We start from the raw sequence: 16,852 nt of genomic DNA, 5'->3' as shown, positions 1-16,852 counted from the left end.
CTAAAAATGACGCATGCGTCATATTAGAATATCGGGTTTGCTATAGATCAAAGATACTCGGTCCCGCCCCTGCGATGAGCATCCATCGGAACTCACATTGGAAGCAGGGACCAACATGCGCCTTCCAGTCACAGCACTTCTCCTGGCGGCAGGCTGCGGCCTCGCCGCGCCCGCCCTCGCGCAGCCGGCTGCATCGGGGCCGAGTCAGGGCGATATCGTCGTCAATCTTCGGCTGACCGTGGTGGCTCCCGAGGGGACGGATTCGCTCACAACCCTCGCGGGCGGCGCCACCGGCCTGCGCACCAACGTCAGCAACGACATCATGCCGACGCTTGGCGTGAGCTACTATCTGACCGACACCATCGCGATCGAGGCCATCGCCGGGACCACCCGCCACACGGTGCGCGCGCAAGGTCCTGGCACGGACATCAAGGTCAAGAAGAGCTGGGTGCTGCCCCCGGTCGTGACCCTCCAGTATCACTTCGCGCCAGGCGAGCGCATCCGCCCCTATGTCGGCGCTGGCCTGAACTACATGCTGTTCTACAGCGGCTCCGACAGGTCGAACTTCCACTTCAAGATCAAGGACGGCTTCGGGACCGCCCTGCAGGCGGGAGTCGACATCGCCGCCAATGATCGCTGGTCGATCAATCTCGACGCCAAGAAAGTGTTCTTCGACACCACGGCGACCGACCGGGTGTCCGGCCTTCGCTCAAAGGTGACGCTCGACCCCTGGGTTGTTTCCGGCGGCCTCGGCTACCGGTTCTGATCCCAGGACTTTGCGTCAGATCAAGGCGCGTCCCGTCAAGGACGCGTCTGACTGGCCACTCATTCCGCCGCCAACGCTTCGGCAAGCAGGAGTTGGATATGCAGATCTCGACCTATGACGCCGCCGGGCGCGGCGCTCCCTCCGTTCCACTGGCGTCCGCCGAGCCGGAAGTCCTGGCGATTGCGACGGTGGCGCGCGAGGCGGCCCAGTGGCGCGGACTCAACGCCGAGGATCTCGACCGCATGGTCTCTGATCGGCTCGACGCCCTGGACGTGGCGGGGGTCGAGGCCGGGGCCGTCGACTTCCTCGCGGTCCTGCTCGCCGAGGACGCGGTAGACGGCGTCGAGACCGGGGGCGATCCCACAATCCGGCTTTCCGCCCATGAGCTGGCGCTCGTCGGGACGGTAACCCTGGAAGCGGTGGAGAACGCCCGTCGTTACGCCAGCCCGCCCGGGCGCGCCCTCAAGGTCTGGGTCAAGATCGAGCGCAGCGACGCGCGGGTGCGGCTCAGCATTCGCGACAACGGGATGGGGATGATCGACCTGTCCCCCGATCCCATGCGCGGACGCGGCCTGATCGCCGCGATCGCCGAACACCTGAAAGGCTTCGCGCGCCTCGGCGCCGCCCATTTCGGCGGCGCGATGGTGGTGCTGACCTTCACACCGGGCGCCAAGGAGGCGTAATCCTTCGGTCGATAGAGGAGCGAACAAGATGGATGGATCGATCTCCAGCGCGACGCCGGCGTGCGAACACTTCGATGTCCTGATCGTGGGCGCCGGAATCTCCGGGATCGGCGCCGCCTATCACCTGCGCGACCAGTGTCCCGACAAGACCTATGTGGTGCTCGACGCCCTGGATAGCTGCGGCGGCACCTGGCGCACCCATCGCTACCCAGGCATCCGTTCCGACAGCGACCTCTACACGTTTGGCTATCGCTTCAAGCCCTGGATCGGACCGCCCATCGCCGAGGCCTCCGCGATCCTAACCTATTTGGAAGAGGTGATCGCCGAGAACGATCTGGCGCGCCACATCCGCTACGGACATCGCGTCATCCACGCCGCTTGGGACTCGACGGCGGCCCTATGGACCGTCCGGGCTCGGCGCGACGACGGCGTCGAGGGGACCTTCACCTGCAACTTCCTTTGGATGGGTCAGGGCTACTACCGGCACGACCAGGGCTATACGCCCGACTGGCCGGGCATGGCTGAATTCAGGGGGCTGATCGTCCATCCTCAGACTTGGCCGGACGACCTCGATTACAGCGGCAAGCGTATTCTGCTGATCGGGTCGGGCGCCACGGCCGCGACATTGCTTCCCGCCATCGCCGATGACTGCGCGCACGTGACATTGCTTCAGCGGTCACCGACCTATTTCATCCCGGGCCGCAACGCCAACGAGTTGGCCGATCAGCTCAACGCGCTCGACATCGACCCCGTCTGGACCCACGAGATCGTCCGGCGAAAGCTGCTGCAGGATCAGGCCGCCTTCACCCGTCGAGCCCGCGAGGAGCCAGAGACCGTCAAGGCCGAGCTTCTGGCGGGCGTCAGCGCCTTTGTTGGCCCCGAGCTCACCGAACGCCACTTCAACCCGCACTATCGGCCCTGGCGCCAGCGCATCGCTTTCGTACCGGACGGCGACCTGTTTCGCGCGGTGATGTCGGGCAAGGCCAGCATCGCCGACGGCGAGATCGAGACCTTCACGGCCAAAGGCGTCCGCCTCAAATCCGGCGAGGAACTGGAAGCCGACATCATCATCACCGCCACCGGCTTCGACCTCAGTGTGTTGGGCGACATCCCGATCGTGGTGGATGGTCGGACGGTAGATCCCGCCGACACCGTCACCTATCGCGGCATGATGTTCACAGGCGTGCCCAATCTGATCTGGGTGTTCGGCTATTTCAGGGCGAGCTGGACGCTCAGGGTCGATCTGGTCTCCGACTTCGTCTGCCAGCTGCTCAAGCACATGGATGAACGTGGGGTTCGCAAGGTCGAGGTCGCCTTGCGGCCCGAGGACCGGGACATGCCGCAACTGCCCTGGGTGGACCCGGAGGACTTCAACCCTGGCTATCTGATGCGCGGTATGTCGCGCATGCCCAAAGCCGGCGACAAGCCCGAGTGGCGCCATACCCAGGACTACTGGGCCGAGCGCGCCGCCCTACCGAAGATCGACCTGGACGGCGCGGAGTTCATCTACGGATCCGCGGCGCCAAACGGGGTCAGAAACCTGGAGCGCGTGACATCCTGAGGTTCACCGGCCGCTGATCGACGCCAGAACTCCAGGTCTTGATGAAGGTCTCGGCCCAACGCTCCAGGGGCCGGCTTGAGACGGCACTCTGTTCAGTTAGGGTGGCGGCCCCCTTGGATCTCACCCCGCGGACCTGAGCATGCCCTTTCCTTCAGAGCGCCTCGGCCTGCGTCTGGCGCCCTTCGAAACGATGGTCATGGCCCGCAACATCCTGGCCTATGCGGCGGGATTAGGCGCCTCTGAATCCGCCTTCCTTGATGACGCGCGTTCGGAAGGACTGAATGCGCTGCCGTTCCAGTGCGTGTCGCCGGAGTGGCCGGTTGTGCTCTCCGTACGGGGCATGCTGGGCGACGTGCTGTCGCCGGAGGAAGCGCGGCGGGGTGTGCACGCGATCCAGGATTCGACGTTTCATCGCCCGATGCGGCCGGGCGACAAACTGTTGACGGAGGGCCAACTGGTTTCGGCCACCCAGATCCGCGCCGGCGTGCTTTCGGTTTGCCGTCTGGAGACCCGGTTACAGGGCAGCGGCGAATTGGTGACCCGTACATGGACCAGTTCAATCTACCGCGACGTGGCGCTTACAGGCGACTCGGTGACCCTGGAGAGCCCTCCGCCGACGCCTCAGATCGCTCCGCCGGGCGCGGACGCGGCGGTTGATGTGATCCATGTCCCTCGCGGGATGCCGCACGTCTATTCGGAGTGCGCCGACATCTGGAACCCGATCCACACGGAACGGCGCGAGGCCCTGGCGGCCGGTTTGCCCGACATTATCCTGCATGGAACGGCGACCTGGGCCCTGGCGGGCCTGACGCTGCTGCGTCGCCGAGCCGACAGCGATGTATCACGTCTGCGCCGCATCACCGGGAGGTTCACCGGCATGGTGATCCCGGGTGAGGAGATTTCCGTTCGACATGCTCCGGGCCCCGAGGCGGAGCAGGTCTGTTTCGAGGTGCGCGCCGCCTCGGGCGCCTTGGCGATCAGCCAGGGCGTCGCTTGGTTGAGCCCCGTCTAGCGCTTCCGAAGGCGGCGCGAACTCGGGCCGGAGGAACATGCGCCCAGCTTGAGCGCTCCTGGTGCGTCTTCCGCTTCCAGTCGGGCCCAATCGCCACCCGCCACCCGGGAGCTCGTCGTTGCGCGGGGCAAGCGCATTTCTCGCTTAGGCCGCGACCGACGCGTAGGCTTCCTCAAGAACCGCGAGTTCCTCCTCCAGCATGTCGGCCAGCCGCTGCACATCGGGCAGCACATTGGCTCCGGCGATGAGGCCGAACTCCAACTGGTCCCGATAGCCCTGCACAGTGATGTTGAGCGCCATGCCGTGGGTGGCGATGGACACCGGGAAGAGGTGCAGCAGCTCCGCGCCCGCCGCATAGAGCGACATGCGCGGGCCCGGCACGTTGGAGACGATCACATTGGCGGTGGGCGGCAGGATGTCGGAGACCCCGGAGCGGGTGTAGAGCAGCGCCATGACCTGCATGGTCATCGGCATCCCGATCGCTGAGGCGTTGCTGACCAGAGGTATGAAGTCCTTCAGGGGACTGATCAGCGCCTTGGACTTGGTCGACTCCGTGATGATCATCGCCATGCGATCCTTGGGATCGGCGATGTGGGTCGCGATCTGACAGGTCATGGCGAAGGCCTGGTTGTTGGCCTCCCCGTCGCCCTCCTCGCGCAGGGAGACCGGCACGGCCGCGCTGAGCGACTTCTTTGGCAGGCTGTCAGTCTCCAGCAGATACCGCCGCAGAACACCGCTCGACAGCGCAAGCACCACGTCATTGAGCTTGCCGCCCGCCGCCTTGCCGACCGCCCGCGCCCGCGTCAGCGAGATCGTCGCTGTGCCGAAGGCGCGTTCGGAACTGATCGACTTGTTCAGGGGCGTCCGGGGCGCGACCACGTTGCGGAGATCGCCCAGCTTGGCCGGGTCAAGCAGACCGGGCAGGGCCTTGACGGCGGCGCCGGCCATGGCCGGCAGGGCGGCGGCCACGTTCAACCCCAGCTCCAGCTGGGTGGTGGCGTGATCCCGCAGAACCGAGCCCAGGTCGGTCTTGCCCGAACGCGGCAGCTTGAAGGTCGTGACCTCGCTGCTGAAGGGCTTCTGCCAGAGGCGCACATAGGTCTCTACCGCCGAGGCGGCGGCGGCGCGGACGGTGGGTCTTTCCTTGGCGCCCGCCTTGGCCTTGGGTCGGGGCGGCGGATTCGCCACGGTGTCATAGATGATCTGGGTCAAGGCCACGCCAGCCCCGCCGTCGATCAGCGCATGGTGGATCTTCACATAGAGCCCGACCTGATCGCCCGGCATGTTTTCGAAGAGGTAGAATTCCCAGAGCGGGCGCGCACGGTTCAGCAGCTTGGCGTGCATCCAACCCACGGTGCGACGCAAAGTCTCGAGATCAGCCGGCGCCGCCAGGCTGCCGCGAAACATCTGCCGGTTGATGTCGAACTGGTCGTCCTCGACCCAGCTGGGATGGTCGATATCCAGGACCGTGCGCGCCAGCTTGCGCTTGAGCATGGGCGCGGCGTCCAGCCGATCCGCGATCTGCGCCTTGAACGCCTCGAAGAAGTCTCCCTGGTATCCCTTGGGCAGTTGGAACACCGAGAGCGAGCCGACATGCATCGGCATCTCCGGCGTCTCCATGTAGAGGAACGCCGCGTCCAATGATGAGAGTTTGACCGCGTCGCCCATGGTTCGCCTCTTCGCCACGGCCCGCTTTCGGGGGTCTACGGCATTGAATTTGCGAACACTGTTAGCCGGATGCGCGCTTTGTCAACGTGGCGCGCCGCCCCGCCCGGTCAAGCGGGGCGACCTAGCGGCCGTAAGCCAACGCGAACGGCCCCTGGCGGTCGAATGGCTTGAACACGCCCTGGGGTTGGGCCAACCGGTCGGCAACCGCCCACAGCGCCGCCGGATTGACCCCGATCCCCACATGGCTCGCCAGCTTGACCTCGATCGTCTCGGCGTTGGGCGCCGGCCTGGAGATGCAGGTCCGCCAGTTCACGATCCCGTCGAGCTTTGTGTAGATTGAGCTGTTGGGCACGGGCAGATCGCCGGCCAGAGCTGCAAGATCATCGGGGTTGGGCGGGCCCTCCTGCGACATCGCCTCATAGAGCCGCCGCGCATTGGTCGCCTGGATATCCGCTGCGAACGGGCTGCCCAGCGTCACCACCGAACGGACCAGCTCCGGATGGACAAGGGCCAGGTAGCGGGCGAACACCCCGCCCAGGCTCCAGCCGACGAGGGAGACCTTTCGACCGGTCTGGCGATGAAGCGTGATCACCTTCTCGCTCAGCCGATCCCGCATCTTGTAGAAACGCCCCAGGTTCTGGCCCTCGGCCCAGGGGCGCGCGTCATAGCCCAGCTCGCTCAGGTAGCGGCGTAGGGGAACCGTGGATCGATCACTGGCCAGGAACCCAGGCAGCACCAGCACCGGATGACCGTCCCCCGCAGGCGCGCGCATCAGGAGCGGTCGCGCCGCCAGCGACGCGGCGAGCTCCATCCAGCCTCGGCCTTCTGCGAGCGTCAGCGCCGGGTGGGGCGGGCGCAATTCGCCCGAGTCGTCGCGACGCGGACGTGGCCGGGCGGCGCCCATTGTGGCTTCGACCATGAAGGCTCCCCCGCCCGTCACTCTGCAAATCTGGACGCGGATACTGCGCCCGCCGGGCGACGGATGGCAACCTGCCTCCCCGATGAGGGGATTTCGGCGGTTAGAATGCTCTTTCTAAGTCGAAGCCCTATTGCAGCGTCATCGGCCCCTCCCCGGGCCTCACGCATTGCAAGGATAACGACCATGGCCAAGGCCAAGACTCCCGCGAACACCCCCGAAGTCGCCGAAGATGGCGACATCGCCCGCAAGATCTGGCTCGCCGGCGTCGGCGCCTACGGCCGGATGTACAGCGAGACCCAGGGCGCGGTGGAAAAGCTCGCCAGCGGCGCCAACGAGGCCTTCGACCAGCTGGTCGCCAAGGGTGAAGAAGTCGAAGACAAGGTGCGCGAGACCATCGCCAAGTCGCCCCGCGGTGACCGCGTCGTGTCGCTGGTCAGCGCCGCCGCCGACCAGGTTAAGGCCTTCCGCGCCGAGCAGCGCGCCGCCCTCGACGCCCGCGTCAGCAAGGTCCGCAAGACGGTCTCGGAAACCCTCGCCCCGATGAACATCGGCGCGCTGAGCCATGCCGTCGAAAAGCTCGCCGTTCAGGTCGAGCAGCTGACCGCCGAAGTGGCGTCTCTGAAGGCCGAGAAGGCTCAGGCGGAAAAGCCGGCCAAGGCCAAGGCTGAGACCGTCGAGGCGGCCTAAGGACGTCCGCCGCCGATCAGGGCGGCGGGCAACAGCATGACCTGGGCCGCCGCGCGGGCGATCCGCTCTCGCGGCGGTCCAGTGTCGCCTTCCAGCTCCAGTTCGATGGCATGAAAGCCGATCCCCGTAGTCATCAGGCGCGAGACGCCGTCGAGGACTTCGGGCGAGGCGGCGAGGGCTCCGGCCTGGCGCAGGTCCGTCAGAACAGCGGCCAGGGTCGTGCGCTGGCGGTTAGCGACATGGCGAAACACGCCGGCCAGTTCCGGGCTGCGCATCACCAATGCGGCGGCTTCCCGATAGAGAAACCGGGCGTCCCACGCCTCCTCGATGAGGATGTGAATGTAGGTCCAGAGGGTCTCCAGACTGGCGCCGTCGGCGCGGATCGTGTCGGTCAGGGCGTCAAGCACCATGTCGACCTCGACCCGGTAGGCCTGGGCGAGAGCGGCGACGATCTCGGCGCGGCCCTTGAAGTGGTAGTAGAGATGGCCCGGGCTGATCCCCAGGGCCGACGCGATATCGACGGCGGACAGGGCGGCGACGCCCTCTTCGTTGAAGAGTTCCAGGGCCTTGTCGAGAATGCGGGCCTTCGTGCTCAGCGTTGATCGTCCATTTGCCCCGCGGGGCGCTCGATTGACAGCGGATCAGAACCCACTCGTATAGGCGAACAGGACGGCCGAACGAAGCCGTTCAAACGGACAGGACGGCAGCGGCGGCAAAGACATGGCGAAACCGAAAATCGATCTCGGCGGCGGTGCGGCGGAAAACACCGTGGCGCTCAATCCCATCGTCGGACTGGCGCGCGAGGACCTTATGGGCGCGGTCGGCGTCATGCTGCGCGAGACCGCCGGGAGGCCCGTCAAGACGCTGAAGCACCTCAAGACCTTCAGCGAGGAAGTGGTCCGCATCGTCGGCAACAAGTCCGAACTCGCGCCTGACCCCAAAGACAAGCGCTTCCTGGATCCCGCCTTCCGCAGCAACCCGTTCTACCGCGCCGGGATGCAGTACTACCTGGCCGTCCGCCAGGGTGTGGGCAACTGGATGGACGATCTGGACTTCGACGACGCCGAGCGCGCCCGCGCCAGTTTCGTCACCAACATGATCCTCGACTCGATCTCGCCGACCAACAGCCTGATCGGCAACCCGTCGGCGCTGAAGAAGGCGTTCGAGACCGGCGGCGGATCCCTGATCCGGGGCCTCAAAAACGCCTATGAGGACATGACCAAGAACGACGGGATCGTCTCCCAGGTCGACAAGCGTCCCTTCAAGGTCGGCGAGAACCTCGCCACCGCGCCCGGCGCTGTGGTCCACCGAACCGAGATGATGGAGCTGATCCAGTACACGCCGGCCACCGATGAGGTCCACGCGACGCCGTTCCTGATCATTCCGCCGCAGATCAACAAGGCCTACGTCAACGATCTCTCGCCCGAAAAGAGCATCATCCGCTTCCTGACGGGCAACGGCATTCAGCCCTTCATGGTCAGCTGGCGCAATCCGACCGCCGAGCACGCCGACTGGGGCCTGGGCGACTATGTCGACGCGCTGATCGAAGCGATCGACGTGATCTGCGAGATCACCAAGTCCAAGAAGGTGAATATCTCCGGGGCCTGTTCCGGCGGGATCACGGCGGCCACGCTGCTCAGCAAGCTCACCGCCACGGGCGACGACCGGATCAACGCCGCCACCCTGATGGTCTGCGTGCTCGATCCTCAGCCCGATGACAGCGAAACCGGCGCGCTGGTGTCGAAGCACGGCATCGAGATGGCCCGGCGGCGCTCTGCGAAGGCCGGCGTGCTCGACGGCGCGTCCCTGTCCCGGACCTTCGCCTGGCTGCGACCGAACGATCTGGTCTGGAACTATGTGGTCAACAACTACCTGCATGGCGAAGACCCGCCGGCCTTTGACGTCCTCTTCTGGAACAATGACTCGACCAACCTGACGGCGACGCTTCATTCGGACTATCTGCGGGTCTACGAGACCCAGCCCTTCGCCGACCCCGGCGTCACCGAGATGGCGGGCCACGTCGTCGACCTGACCAAGGTCACCCAGGACTGCTTCATCGTGGCCGGGGTCACCGACCACATCACGCCCTGGAAGGCCTGCTATCGGACCACCCAGTTGATCGGCTCGCCCAATGTGGAGTTCATTCTCTCCCAGGCCGGCCACATCCAGTCGCTTCTGAACCCGCCCGGCAACCCCAAAGCCAAGTACTTCAAGAGCGACAAGCGTCCTCCCGCCAACATTGACGACTGGTTGGCCAACGACGCCTCGGAGCATGCCGGCTCATGGTGGCCGTTCTGGGCCGAATGGCTCAAGGCGCGTTCCGGCGATCTGAAGGCCGCGCCCAAGGCGGTGGGCTCCAAGAAGAATCCGCCCGGCGCCCCCGCGCCCGGCGAGTATGTGTTCGATTGAAAGGCCCCACCGTGAGCGCATCCGCCCCGGGCTCCGCGAAGGCGAAGGCCAAGTCCCCGCCGCCGAATGAGCCGCGGATCGAAATCCTGAAGATCGCCGGCCGCCGCCTCCGGGTCGCCGTCTGGGAGGCGCAGACTCCCCCCGGCAAGCCCAAGGGCCGCCCGATTCTGTTTTTCAACGGCATCGGCGCAAATCTCGAGATCATGGCGCCGCTGGCCCAGTGGATGCCCGACCAGGACATCATCACCTTCGACATGCCGGGCGTCGGCGGTTCGCCCGACCCCACCTTTCCCTATCGACCCTGGACCATGGCGCTGCGCGCCGCCCTTCTGCTCAACAGGCTCGGCTACACCGGCAAGGTCGACGTCATGGGCGTCTCCTGGGGCGGCGGAATGGCCCAGCAGTTCGCGCTCCAACACCCCCACCGGGTCGGCAAGGTGATCCTGGCCGCCACGGCGGCGGGCGTGGTGATGGCGCCCGGCGATCCTCGGGTCCTGGCCAAGATGGCCAATCCGCGCCGCTACATCGACCCCGAGTTCATGCGGCAGAACTTCGAGTCGCTCTACGGCGAGGAAATGAACTCCGAGGGCCATATCGGCCGGCTGCGGCCGCCCTCTCAACGGGGCTATCTCTATCAGTTGGCGGCCATGGCCGGCTGGACCAGCGCCTTCTTCCTGCCGCTCCTGAAAAGCCGCACCCTGGTGCTGATGGGTGAGAGTGATCGCATCGTGCCCCTGATCAACGGTCGGTTCCTGGCGCGCCTGATCCCCAACGCGCAACTGGAGACGGTGCCTGGCGGGCACCTGTTCCTGGTTTCACGCCCGGCCGAGACCTTCCCCCTGATCCAGAAGTTCCTCGCCGGACCTGACAGGATCCCGCCTGGGGGACTGCCGGCCTAGGCCGATGGAGTTTCCGCCCGTTCAGCCCCGCCTCGGAGCCCTCCATGTCGAAGCCCCCCGCATTCCCGCTTGCCGGCGACATTGAGGCGAGCCTTGAAGCGTTCGCGGAACGCGCCGGGGATCCCACACCGCTGGTCTATGCGCGCCTGTTCCAGGCGCATCCCACGATGCAGCCCTACTTCTGGCGGGACAACAATCACGCCATCAAGGGCGAGATGCTGTCGCGCACGTTCGAGGCGATCCTCGATTTCGTCGGAGAGCGCCGCTACGCCCAGCACATGATCAGCACCGAGATGGTGACCCACGAGGGCTATGACGTGCCCCGCGAGGTGTTCATCACCTTCTTCGAGGTCGTGCGCGACACGGTGCAGGAATCCCTGGGATCAGACTGGTCTCCGGCCTTTGAAACCGCCTGGTCCGGCATGCTGACCGAGATGCACGCCTACGCCGACATCACGCCGCGAACCGACACCTCCAACTCTTATTTCGCGGCCCGACTCGCGGAGTTCGTCGCGCCCTACGACGCGAAGGCCTGAGGCGAAGCTAGCCTCCGAGCGCCGCAATCTCCTCCGGCGTACAACCGACTTCCTCAAGGATTGCGCGGGAGTGCTCGCCGATGGTCGGCGCCATGCGTGGCTGGACCTTCACTTCGCCCGCCACCTGGAACGGGCTGTCGACGGTCAGTAGACCGTGGTCCTGGATCTCGGTGAAGAAGCCGTTGGCGGCGATCTGCTCGTCGATGATGTGATCATTGATCTGCCCCACGATGCCGAAGGTGATATCGCCGGCCGACAGCACCTCACGCCAGTGCTCGAAGGGTTCCTTGGCGAACATCTCATCCAGCCAGCCGACGACGAGATGTGCGTTCATCAGCCGCTTTTCCGGCGTGTCCAGCCGCGGGTCTTCAAGCCACTCCGGATGTCCCAACGCCCGCGCCAGGGCAGGCCAGTCTCGCGCCGGATTGGTGGTGGAGATCATGAACTGCCGATCATCGGCCGTCTTGTAGATCTCGTTGGTGGCGGGCCGGGCGCCGCGCGGCGGCCGGGCGGTCAGTTCATAGCCGAGCAGGGCCGCCTGCACCTGGCAGGCGTTGGACCACAGACCGTTGGCCATCAGCGAGGTCGTCACCTCGCCGCCCTCGCCGGTGATCTGTCGCCGATAGAGCGCGGTCAGGATGGCGCTGTACATGGCCATGGCGGTGGGGTGGTCGCCCATGCCGGGCGTCGAGGTCGCGGGCTCGGTGTCGGGGCTGGCGCGCACCATGTCCATCAGGCCCGACCGCGCCCACCAGGCGGTGGCGTCAAAGCCGGTGCGGTCCCGCTCCGGGCCGTGCTCGCCATAGGGCGTCAGTGAGGCGTAGATCAGCCGCGGGTTCAGGCTCCGGATGTCTTCAGCCATCAGTCCCAGCTTCTCCCGGATCGGGAACGGGAAGTTGGTGATGAACACGTCAGCCTTCTTCACCAGCGCGTGGAGCACCGCCCGCGCCTCGGGCCGTGTCAGGTCGAGCGCCAGGCTCTCCTTGTTCCGCGCCGTCACCGTCCAGAAATAGTCGATGTCATCGGGCGTGCCGCGCAGCCGGAAGAGATTTCGGTAGGAATCGCCGATTCCCGGCGGCTCGATCTTGATCACGCGGGCGCCGAAGTCGCTCATCACCGTCGCCGCCGCCGGCCCGGCGATGAAGCTGGCGCAGTCAATCACCAGCAGATCACTGAACAGTCCCTCGCCCATCTCCGTGGGTCCTCCCTCAACTCCGGGCGGAGGGAACCACGCCGACGCCAAGGAAGGGAACCACGGAAAGCACGAAAGGCGGCAAAACTCCGGCCACGCCCTCCGGTCATTCTGTGGTCCCTGTTGGCTAGGCCAGGTCGAAGCGATCCAGGTTCATCACCTTGGTCCAGGCCGCGACGAAAGCTTCGACGAAGGGCTGGCCGGCGTCGGCGGCCGCATAGGCCTCCGAGAGCGCCCGAAGCTGCGAGTTCGACCCGAACACAAGGTCAACCCGCGAACCCGACCACACGACGCTGCCTGTCGCCCTATCCTTGCCGACGTAGACGCCGGGGCGGTCCGGGTCGGCTTCCCAGGCCAGCGCAGCGCTGGAGTTGAGCAGGTTGACGAAGAAGTCGTTGGTCAGTTGACCGGGGCGGTCCGTGAAGACGCCCACGTCGTGGCCGCCGAAATTGGCGCCCAGCACCCGCAGGCCGCCCACCAGCACGGTCATCTCCGGCGCCGTCAGGGTCAGCAATTGCGCCCGATCCACCAGCAGTTCTTCCGCCGACAGGTTCGAAGGCGCCGCCTGGAAGTTGCGGAAGCCGTCGGCCTTTGGCTCGAGCCAGGCATAGGACTCCACGTCGGTCTCCGCCTGCGAGGCGTCCGTGCGGCCGGGCGTGAAGGGAACCTCCACCGCATGCCCCGCCGACTTGGCCGCCGCCTCGACGGCCGCGCAGCCGCCCAGCACGATCAGGTCGGCCAGCGAGACGCGCTTACCGTCAGTCTGCGCCGCGTTGAAATCGCCCTGGATCTGCTCCAGCACCGAGAGCGCCTTGGCCAGTTCCACCGGCTCATTGACCGCCCAATCCTTGGCCGGAGCCAGGCGGATGCGCGCGCCGTTGGCGCCGCCGCGCTTGTCCGAACCTCGGAACGTCGAAGCCGAGGCCCAGGCCGTGGTCACCAGCCGCGAGATTGACAGTCCGGAGGCCAGGATCCGCGCCTTCAGGGCGGCGATGTCGGCGGCGTCGATCAGCGGATGGTCGGCCGTCGGAACCGGATCCTGCCACAGTCTGGGCTCGGCCGGCGCCTCGGCGCCCAGCAGCAGCGGATGGGGGCCCATGTCACGGTGGGTCAGCTTGTACCAGGCCTCGGCGAACGCCTTGGCGAACTCGGCCGGGTTCTGGTGGAAGCGACGCGAGATCGCCTCATAGGCCGGGTCGGTCCGCAGCGCGATATCGCTGGTCAGCATCATCGGCGCATGCCGGCGGGCCGGATCGTGGGCGTCCGGCACGCTGTCCGCCGCTGCGCCGCCCTTGGGCTTCCACTGGTGGGCGCCGCCAGGACCCCGGGTCAGCTCCCATTCGTAACCGAACAGGTTGTCGAAGTAGCCGTTGTCCCAGCGGATCGGATCCTGGGTCCAGGCGCCTTCCAGGCCGCTGGTGATGGTGTTCACGCCGCGCCCGTCGCCGAGACTATTGGCCCAGCCCTGGCCCTGGAGTTCGATCGGCGCGCCCTCGGGTTCAGGCCCGACATGCCTGTCGGCGTCGCCCGCGCCGTGCGCCTTGCCGAAGGTGTGGCCACCGGCGATGAGGGCCACGGTCTCCTCGTCGTTCATGGCCATGCGCGCGAAGGTCTCGCGGATGTCGCGCGCCGAGGCCATCGGGTCCGGGTTGCCGTTGGGGCCCTGCGGATTGACGTAGATGAGACCCATCTGCACCGCGCCGAGCGGCTGGGCGAGTTCGCGGTCGCCGCTGTAGCGCTGATCGTCCAGCCACTTGCCTTCCGGACCCCAGAAGATGTCGTTCTGCGGCTCCCAGATGTCGGCCCGGCCGCCGCCGAAACCGGCGGTCTTGAAACCCATGGACTCCAGCGCGCAGTTGCCCGCCAAGATCATGAGATCGGCCCAGGACAGCTTGCGGCCATACTTCGACTTCACCGGCCAGAGAAGGAGACGCGCCTTGTCGAGATTGGCGTTGTCCGGCCAGCTGTTCAGCGGCGCGAACCGCTGAGTGCCCGCGCCCGCCCCGCCGCGCCCATCGCCCACGCGATAGGTGCCGGCGCTGTGCCAGGCCATGCGGATGAACAGCGGTCCGTAGTGGCCGTAGTCCGCCGGCCACCAGGCCTGGGACTTCGTCATCAGTTCAAAGATGTCGCGCTTCACCGCGGCGAGATCGAGCGTCTTGAACTCGGCGGCATAGTCAAAGTCTGCGCCCATCGGGTCACCGGCAGGCGGGTTCTGATGCAGAACCGAGAGGTCGAGCTGGTTCGGCCACCAATCGCGGTTCTTGGTCTCGACGCGGGCGGCGCCTCCGGCGTGGAACGGGCACTTGGCTTGGGCGGTCATCTCGGGACTCCTCATTTCGAAGAACGAGCCGCACCCTAGCGGAGATCGATGTCAATCATCCAATCGATTAAAATATCGATTTCGATTGATGCATCCTATGAAGCGAGCTGAGGCGCCGCCATCGCTGTTCGCGCGATGGCGGCGTGGCCCAGGGATCAGCCCATATTGAAGACGCAGATCTTGTTGCCGTCGAGATCGCGGAAGTAGGCGCCGTAGAAGGTCGGCATGCGCTGTCCGGGCGGGCCGTCGCAGGTTCCGCCGGCGGCGAGCGCGGCGGCGTGGGCGGCGTCCACCTGGGCCTTGGTGGCGGCGGGCAGACCAAACATGGTTCCGTTGCCGGCGCTGGCGGGCTTCTCGTCATAGGGCTTGCTGATCGCCAGCATGCCGGGCGTCGCGCCGCCCCCGTAGAACTGCATCCGGTCTCCGTTGGCGAAGGTGCGCTTGCCGCCCAGAGCGCCGAGGACGGCGTCGTAGAAAGTGGTGGCGCGGGCGAGGTCGTTGGTGCCGATGGTGGCGTAACCGATCATGGAGAGGTTCCTTCCTGAATGGCGATCACCTTAGCCGGTGACGTGCGCGGCAACGCAAGCGGGGGATTGGACGAAGCATCAGTTCTCGGTCCATGCTCCGCCCGACAAGACTGGGGGGATGAGATGAGGATGGTTTCGACGGTCGTGACGGCCCTGGCGCTGACCCTGGCGGCTGGCTCGGCCCATGCCGAGATGTCCAGCGCCGTGACCCGCGAGGCGCATGCGGTTTCGGGGCTGCAGGCTCCGGCTGAAATCCTGGTGGATCGCTGGGGCATCCCGCACATCTACGCCGCCTCGTCGCGCGACGCCTTCTTCCTGCAAGGCTGGAACGCCGGTCGGGATCGACTCTGGCAGATCGATCTGTGGCGCAAGCGCGGCCTTGGGCGGCTCTCGGCCAGCTTCGGCCCGGCCTATGTGGCCCAGGACCGGGCGGCGCGCCTGTTCCTCTATCGCGGCGACATGGCGGCGGAGTGGGCGGCCTATGATCCGGGCGGCCGGGAGGCGGTGGAGGCCTTCGCCGCGGGGGTGAACGCCTATGTCGCCGAGGTGTTGGCCGGGCGCCGCGCGATGCCGGTGGAGTTCGGACTCACCGACTCCAAGCCCGAGCCCTGGAACCCTGAAGACATCCTGCGCATCCGCAGCCACGCGCTGGTTTCCAACGTCGTCTCTGAGGTGGCGCGCGCCAAGGTGGTCTGCGCCGGCGGCGTGGAGGCCGACGCCCTGCGGCGCAAACTGGAGCCGGCCCGCAAACTGACGGTTCCCAAGGGCCTCGACCCCTGCGCCATCCCCGACGGCGTGCTGGACGATTATGTGCGGGCCACCGAGCCGGTCAGTTTCGCGCCCCTCAAGCCCAAGACCATCGCCCAGGTGCTGGAGGAACGCTCGGCCGAGGGCTCCAACAACTGGACGATCTCTGCATCACGGTCGGCGACCGGGCGCCCGATCCTGGCCAATGATCCGCACCGGCCGGTCGGCGCGCCCAGCCTCAGATACATCGCCCATCTGAATGCGCCGGACCTGTCGATCGTCGGCGCGGGCGAGCCGGCGCTGCCGGGTGTCTCGTTCGGCCACAACGGAACCACGGCGTTCGGCATCACCATCTTCTACATCGACCAGGAAGACCTCTACGCCTACCAGACCAAGGCGGGCGCCTATCGCTACAAGGGCGGTTGGGAGCCGATCCGGACAATCCGTGAGACCATCCCTGTGAAGGGCGAGGCCCCGCGCGAGGTGGAGCTCAATTTCACCCGCCACGGCCCCGTGGTCTGGCGCGACGACGCCAGCGGCCGCGCCTTCGCCCTCCGCACGATCTGGAACGAACCCGGTCTGGCCGGCTATTTCGGCTCGTCGCGCATGTGGCATGCCAAAGGCTGGGAAGACTTCCAGCTGGCGCGCAACCGCTGGGGCGCGCCGCCGCTGAACCTCGTCTATGCCGACACCAAGGGCGAAATCGGCTGGTCGGCCGCGGGACGCACGCCGGTGCGGCCAGGCTGGGACGGCCTGATGCCCGTGCCCGGCGACGGGCGTTATGAATGGGCGGGCTATGTGGAGGACGGCGGCCTGCCCGTCTCACGCAATCCGGCCAAGGGCTTCTTCGCCACCGCCAACGAGATGAACGTGCCGGCCGACTATCCGATGGATCGGCGCAAGCTCGGCTTCGAGTGGGCCGA

15 protein-coding genes are annotated in these 16,852 nt (G+C 66.5%); 9 read left to right on the top strand and 6 right to left on the bottom strand.

Going from position 1 to position 16,852, the window contains the following annotated elements:
• Window positions 1-115: 115 nt before the first annotated feature.
• The 4 genes from ACIQ3R_RS06835 to ACIQ3R_RS06820 all read left to right on the top strand — a co-directional run bounded on the left by ACIQ3R_RS06835 (window position 116) and on the right by ACIQ3R_RS06820 (window position 4,022).
• Window positions 116-766 (top strand): OmpW family protein, encoded by a 651-nt coding sequence (locus ACIQ3R_RS06835; protein ID WP_397416588.1) that lies wholly within the window; start codon window positions 116-118, stop codon window positions 764-766.
• Between the two features lie 98 nt (window positions 767-864).
• Complete coding sequence (locus tag ACIQ3R_RS06830; RefSeq protein WP_397416586.1) at window positions 865-1,449, top strand: hypothetical protein; 585 nt, start codon at window positions 865-867, stop codon at window positions 1,447-1,449.
• A gap of 28 nt (window positions 1,450-1,477) precedes the next feature.
• Window positions 1,478-3,010: a flavin-containing monooxygenase gene (locus ACIQ3R_RS06825; RefSeq protein ID WP_397416584.1), complete on the top strand. Its 1,533-nt coding sequence runs from the start codon at window positions 1,478-1,480 to the stop codon at window positions 3,008-3,010.
• A gap of 139 nt (window positions 3,011-3,149) precedes the next feature.
• Complete coding sequence (locus tag ACIQ3R_RS06820; RefSeq protein WP_397416582.1) at window positions 3,150-4,022, top strand: MaoC/PaaZ C-terminal domain-containing protein; 873 nt, start codon at window positions 3,150-3,152, stop codon at window positions 4,020-4,022.
• A gap of 144 nt (window positions 4,023-4,166) precedes the next feature.
• Here the strand turns inward: ACIQ3R_RS06820 and ACIQ3R_RS06815 are convergent, their stop codons facing one another.
• Entirely contained in the window at window positions 4,167-5,690 is a 1,524-nt protein-coding gene (locus ACIQ3R_RS06815) for a wax ester/triacylglycerol synthase family O-acyltransferase (protein WP_397416580.1), read from the bottom strand.
• Between the two features lie 121 nt (window positions 5,691-5,811).
• Window positions 5,812-6,609, bottom strand: a complete 798-nt coding sequence (locus tag ACIQ3R_RS06810; protein WP_397416578.1) for a lipase family alpha/beta hydrolase — start codon at window positions 6,607-6,609, stop codon at window positions 5,812-5,814.
• Window positions 6,610-6,792: 183 nt separating this feature from the next.
• Here ACIQ3R_RS06810 and ACIQ3R_RS06805 point away from each other — a divergent pair, with 183 nt between their 5' ends.
• Window positions 6,793-7,296 (top strand): phasin family protein, encoded by a 504-nt coding sequence (locus ACIQ3R_RS06805; RefSeq protein WP_397416576.1) that lies wholly within the window; start codon window positions 6,793-6,795, stop codon window positions 7,294-7,296.
• Here ACIQ3R_RS06805 and ACIQ3R_RS06800 read toward each other — a convergent pair.
• Window positions 7,293-7,826 (bottom strand): TetR/AcrR family transcriptional regulator, encoded by a 534-nt coding sequence (locus ACIQ3R_RS06800; protein WP_397416590.1) that lies wholly within the window; start codon window positions 7,824-7,826, stop codon window positions 7,293-7,295. The two genes, ACIQ3R_RS06805 and ACIQ3R_RS06800, sit on opposite strands and share 4 nt — an antisense overlap.
• A 190-nt stretch (window positions 7,827-8,016) precedes the next feature.
• Here ACIQ3R_RS06800 and ACIQ3R_RS06795 point away from each other — a divergent pair, with 190 nt between their 5' ends.
• Genes ACIQ3R_RS06795 through ACIQ3R_RS06785 form a run of 3 tightly spaced genes read left to right on the top strand, consistent with a single transcriptional unit; the run spans window position 8,017 to window position 11,140 of the window.
• The gene (locus tag ACIQ3R_RS06795) at window positions 8,017-9,705 is read left to right on the top strand and encodes an alpha/beta fold hydrolase (RefSeq protein WP_397416574.1); all 1,689 of its coding nucleotides are present in this window, start codon (window positions 8,017-8,019) and stop codon (window positions 9,703-9,705) included.
• Between the two features lie 11 nt (window positions 9,706-9,716).
• A complete protein-coding gene (locus tag ACIQ3R_RS06790; protein ID WP_397416571.1) occupies window positions 9,717-10,604 on the top strand; it encodes an alpha/beta fold hydrolase in 888 nt (295 codons plus the stop codon).
• Window positions 10,605-10,648: 44 nt separating this feature from the next.
• Window positions 10,649-11,140 carry a globin gene (locus ACIQ3R_RS06785; protein ID WP_397416569.1) on the top strand — a complete coding sequence of 164 codons (492 nt, stop codon included), beginning with the start codon at window positions 10,649-10,651 and terminating at the stop codon, window positions 11,138-11,140.
• A gap of 7 nt (window positions 11,141-11,147) precedes the next feature.
• Here the strand turns inward: ACIQ3R_RS06785 and ACIQ3R_RS06780 are convergent, their stop codons facing one another.
• From ACIQ3R_RS06780 to ACIQ3R_RS06770, 3 genes are all read right to left on the bottom strand, one after another.
• A complete protein-coding gene (locus tag ACIQ3R_RS06780; protein ID WP_397416566.1) occupies window positions 11,148-12,332 on the bottom strand; it encodes a CaiB/BaiF CoA transferase family protein in 1,185 nt (394 codons plus the stop codon).
• 127 nt (window positions 12,333-12,459) lie between these two features.
• Window positions 12,460-14,655: a catalase/peroxidase HPI gene (gene katG, locus ACIQ3R_RS06775; protein ID WP_397416564.1), complete on the bottom strand. Its 2,196-nt coding sequence runs from the start codon at window positions 14,653-14,655 to the stop codon at window positions 12,460-12,462.
• Window positions 14,656-14,810: 155 nt separating this feature from the next.
• Window positions 14,811-15,182 carry a VOC family protein gene (locus ACIQ3R_RS06770; RefSeq protein WP_397416562.1) on the bottom strand — a complete coding sequence of 124 codons (372 nt, stop codon included), beginning with the start codon at window positions 15,180-15,182 and terminating at the stop codon, window positions 14,811-14,813.
• Between the two features lie 129 nt (window positions 15,183-15,311).
• Between ACIQ3R_RS06770 and ACIQ3R_RS06765 the strand changes: the two genes are divergently transcribed.
• The coding region (locus ACIQ3R_RS06765) for a penicillin acylase family protein (RefSeq protein WP_397416560.1) at window positions 15,312-16,852 on the top strand (1,541 nt) is incomplete at its 3' end.

The organism is Phenylobacterium sp. (assembly GCF_044371015.1).
In the GTDB taxonomy this organism is placed as follows: domain Bacteria; phylum Pseudomonadota; class Alphaproteobacteria; order Caulobacterales; family Caulobacteraceae; genus Phenylobacterium.
Note: the sequence above shows the minus strand (reverse complement) of the source record. Positions and strands in the feature narration are given on the sequence as shown.

What these genes read in the sequence shown, in the direction of transcription:
- ACIQ3R_RS06770 (WP_397416562.1), bottom strand. Translation starts at nt 15,182, where the DNA reads ATGATCGGTTACGCCACCATCGGCACCAACGACCTCGCCCGCGCCACC.
- ACIQ3R_RS06830 (WP_397416586.1), top strand. Translation starts at nt 865, where the DNA reads ATGCAGATCTCGACCTATGACGCCGCCGGGCGCGGCGCTCCCTCCGTT.
- ACIQ3R_RS06780 (WP_397416566.1), bottom strand. Translation starts at nt 12,332, where the DNA reads ATGGGCGAGGGACTGTTCAGTGATCTGCTGGTGATTGACTGCGCCAGC.
- ACIQ3R_RS06785 (WP_397416569.1), top strand. Translation starts at nt 10,649, where the DNA reads ATGTCGAAGCCCCCCGCATTCCCGCTTGCCGGCGACATTGAGGCGAGC.
- ACIQ3R_RS06805 (WP_397416576.1), top strand. Translation starts at nt 6,793, where the DNA reads ATGGCCAAGGCCAAGACTCCCGCGAACACCCCCGAAGTCGCCGAAGAT.
- ACIQ3R_RS06815 (WP_397416580.1), bottom strand. Translation starts at nt 5,690, where the DNA reads ATGGGCGACGCGGTCAAACTCTCATCATTGGACGCGGCGTTCCTCTAC.
- katG (WP_397416564.1), bottom strand. Translation starts at nt 14,655, where the DNA reads ATGACCGCCCAAGCCAAGTGCCCGTTCCACGCCGGAGGCGCCGCCCGC.
- ACIQ3R_RS06795 (WP_397416574.1), top strand. Translation starts at nt 8,017, where the DNA reads ATGGCGAAACCGAAAATCGATCTCGGCGGCGGTGCGGCGGAAAACACC.
- ACIQ3R_RS06835 (WP_397416588.1), top strand. Translation starts at nt 116, where the DNA reads ATGCGCCTTCCAGTCACAGCACTTCTCCTGGCGGCAGGCTGCGGCCTC.
- ACIQ3R_RS06810 (WP_397416578.1), bottom strand. Translation starts at nt 6,609, where the DNA reads ATGGTCGAAGCCACAATGGGCGCCGCCCGGCCACGTCCGCGTCGCGAC.
- ACIQ3R_RS06820 (WP_397416582.1), top strand. Translation starts at nt 3,150, where the DNA reads ATGCCCTTTCCTTCAGAGCGCCTCGGCCTGCGTCTGGCGCCCTTCGAA.
- ACIQ3R_RS06825 (WP_397416584.1), top strand. Translation starts at nt 1,478, where the DNA reads ATGGATGGATCGATCTCCAGCGCGACGCCGGCGTGCGAACACTTCGAT.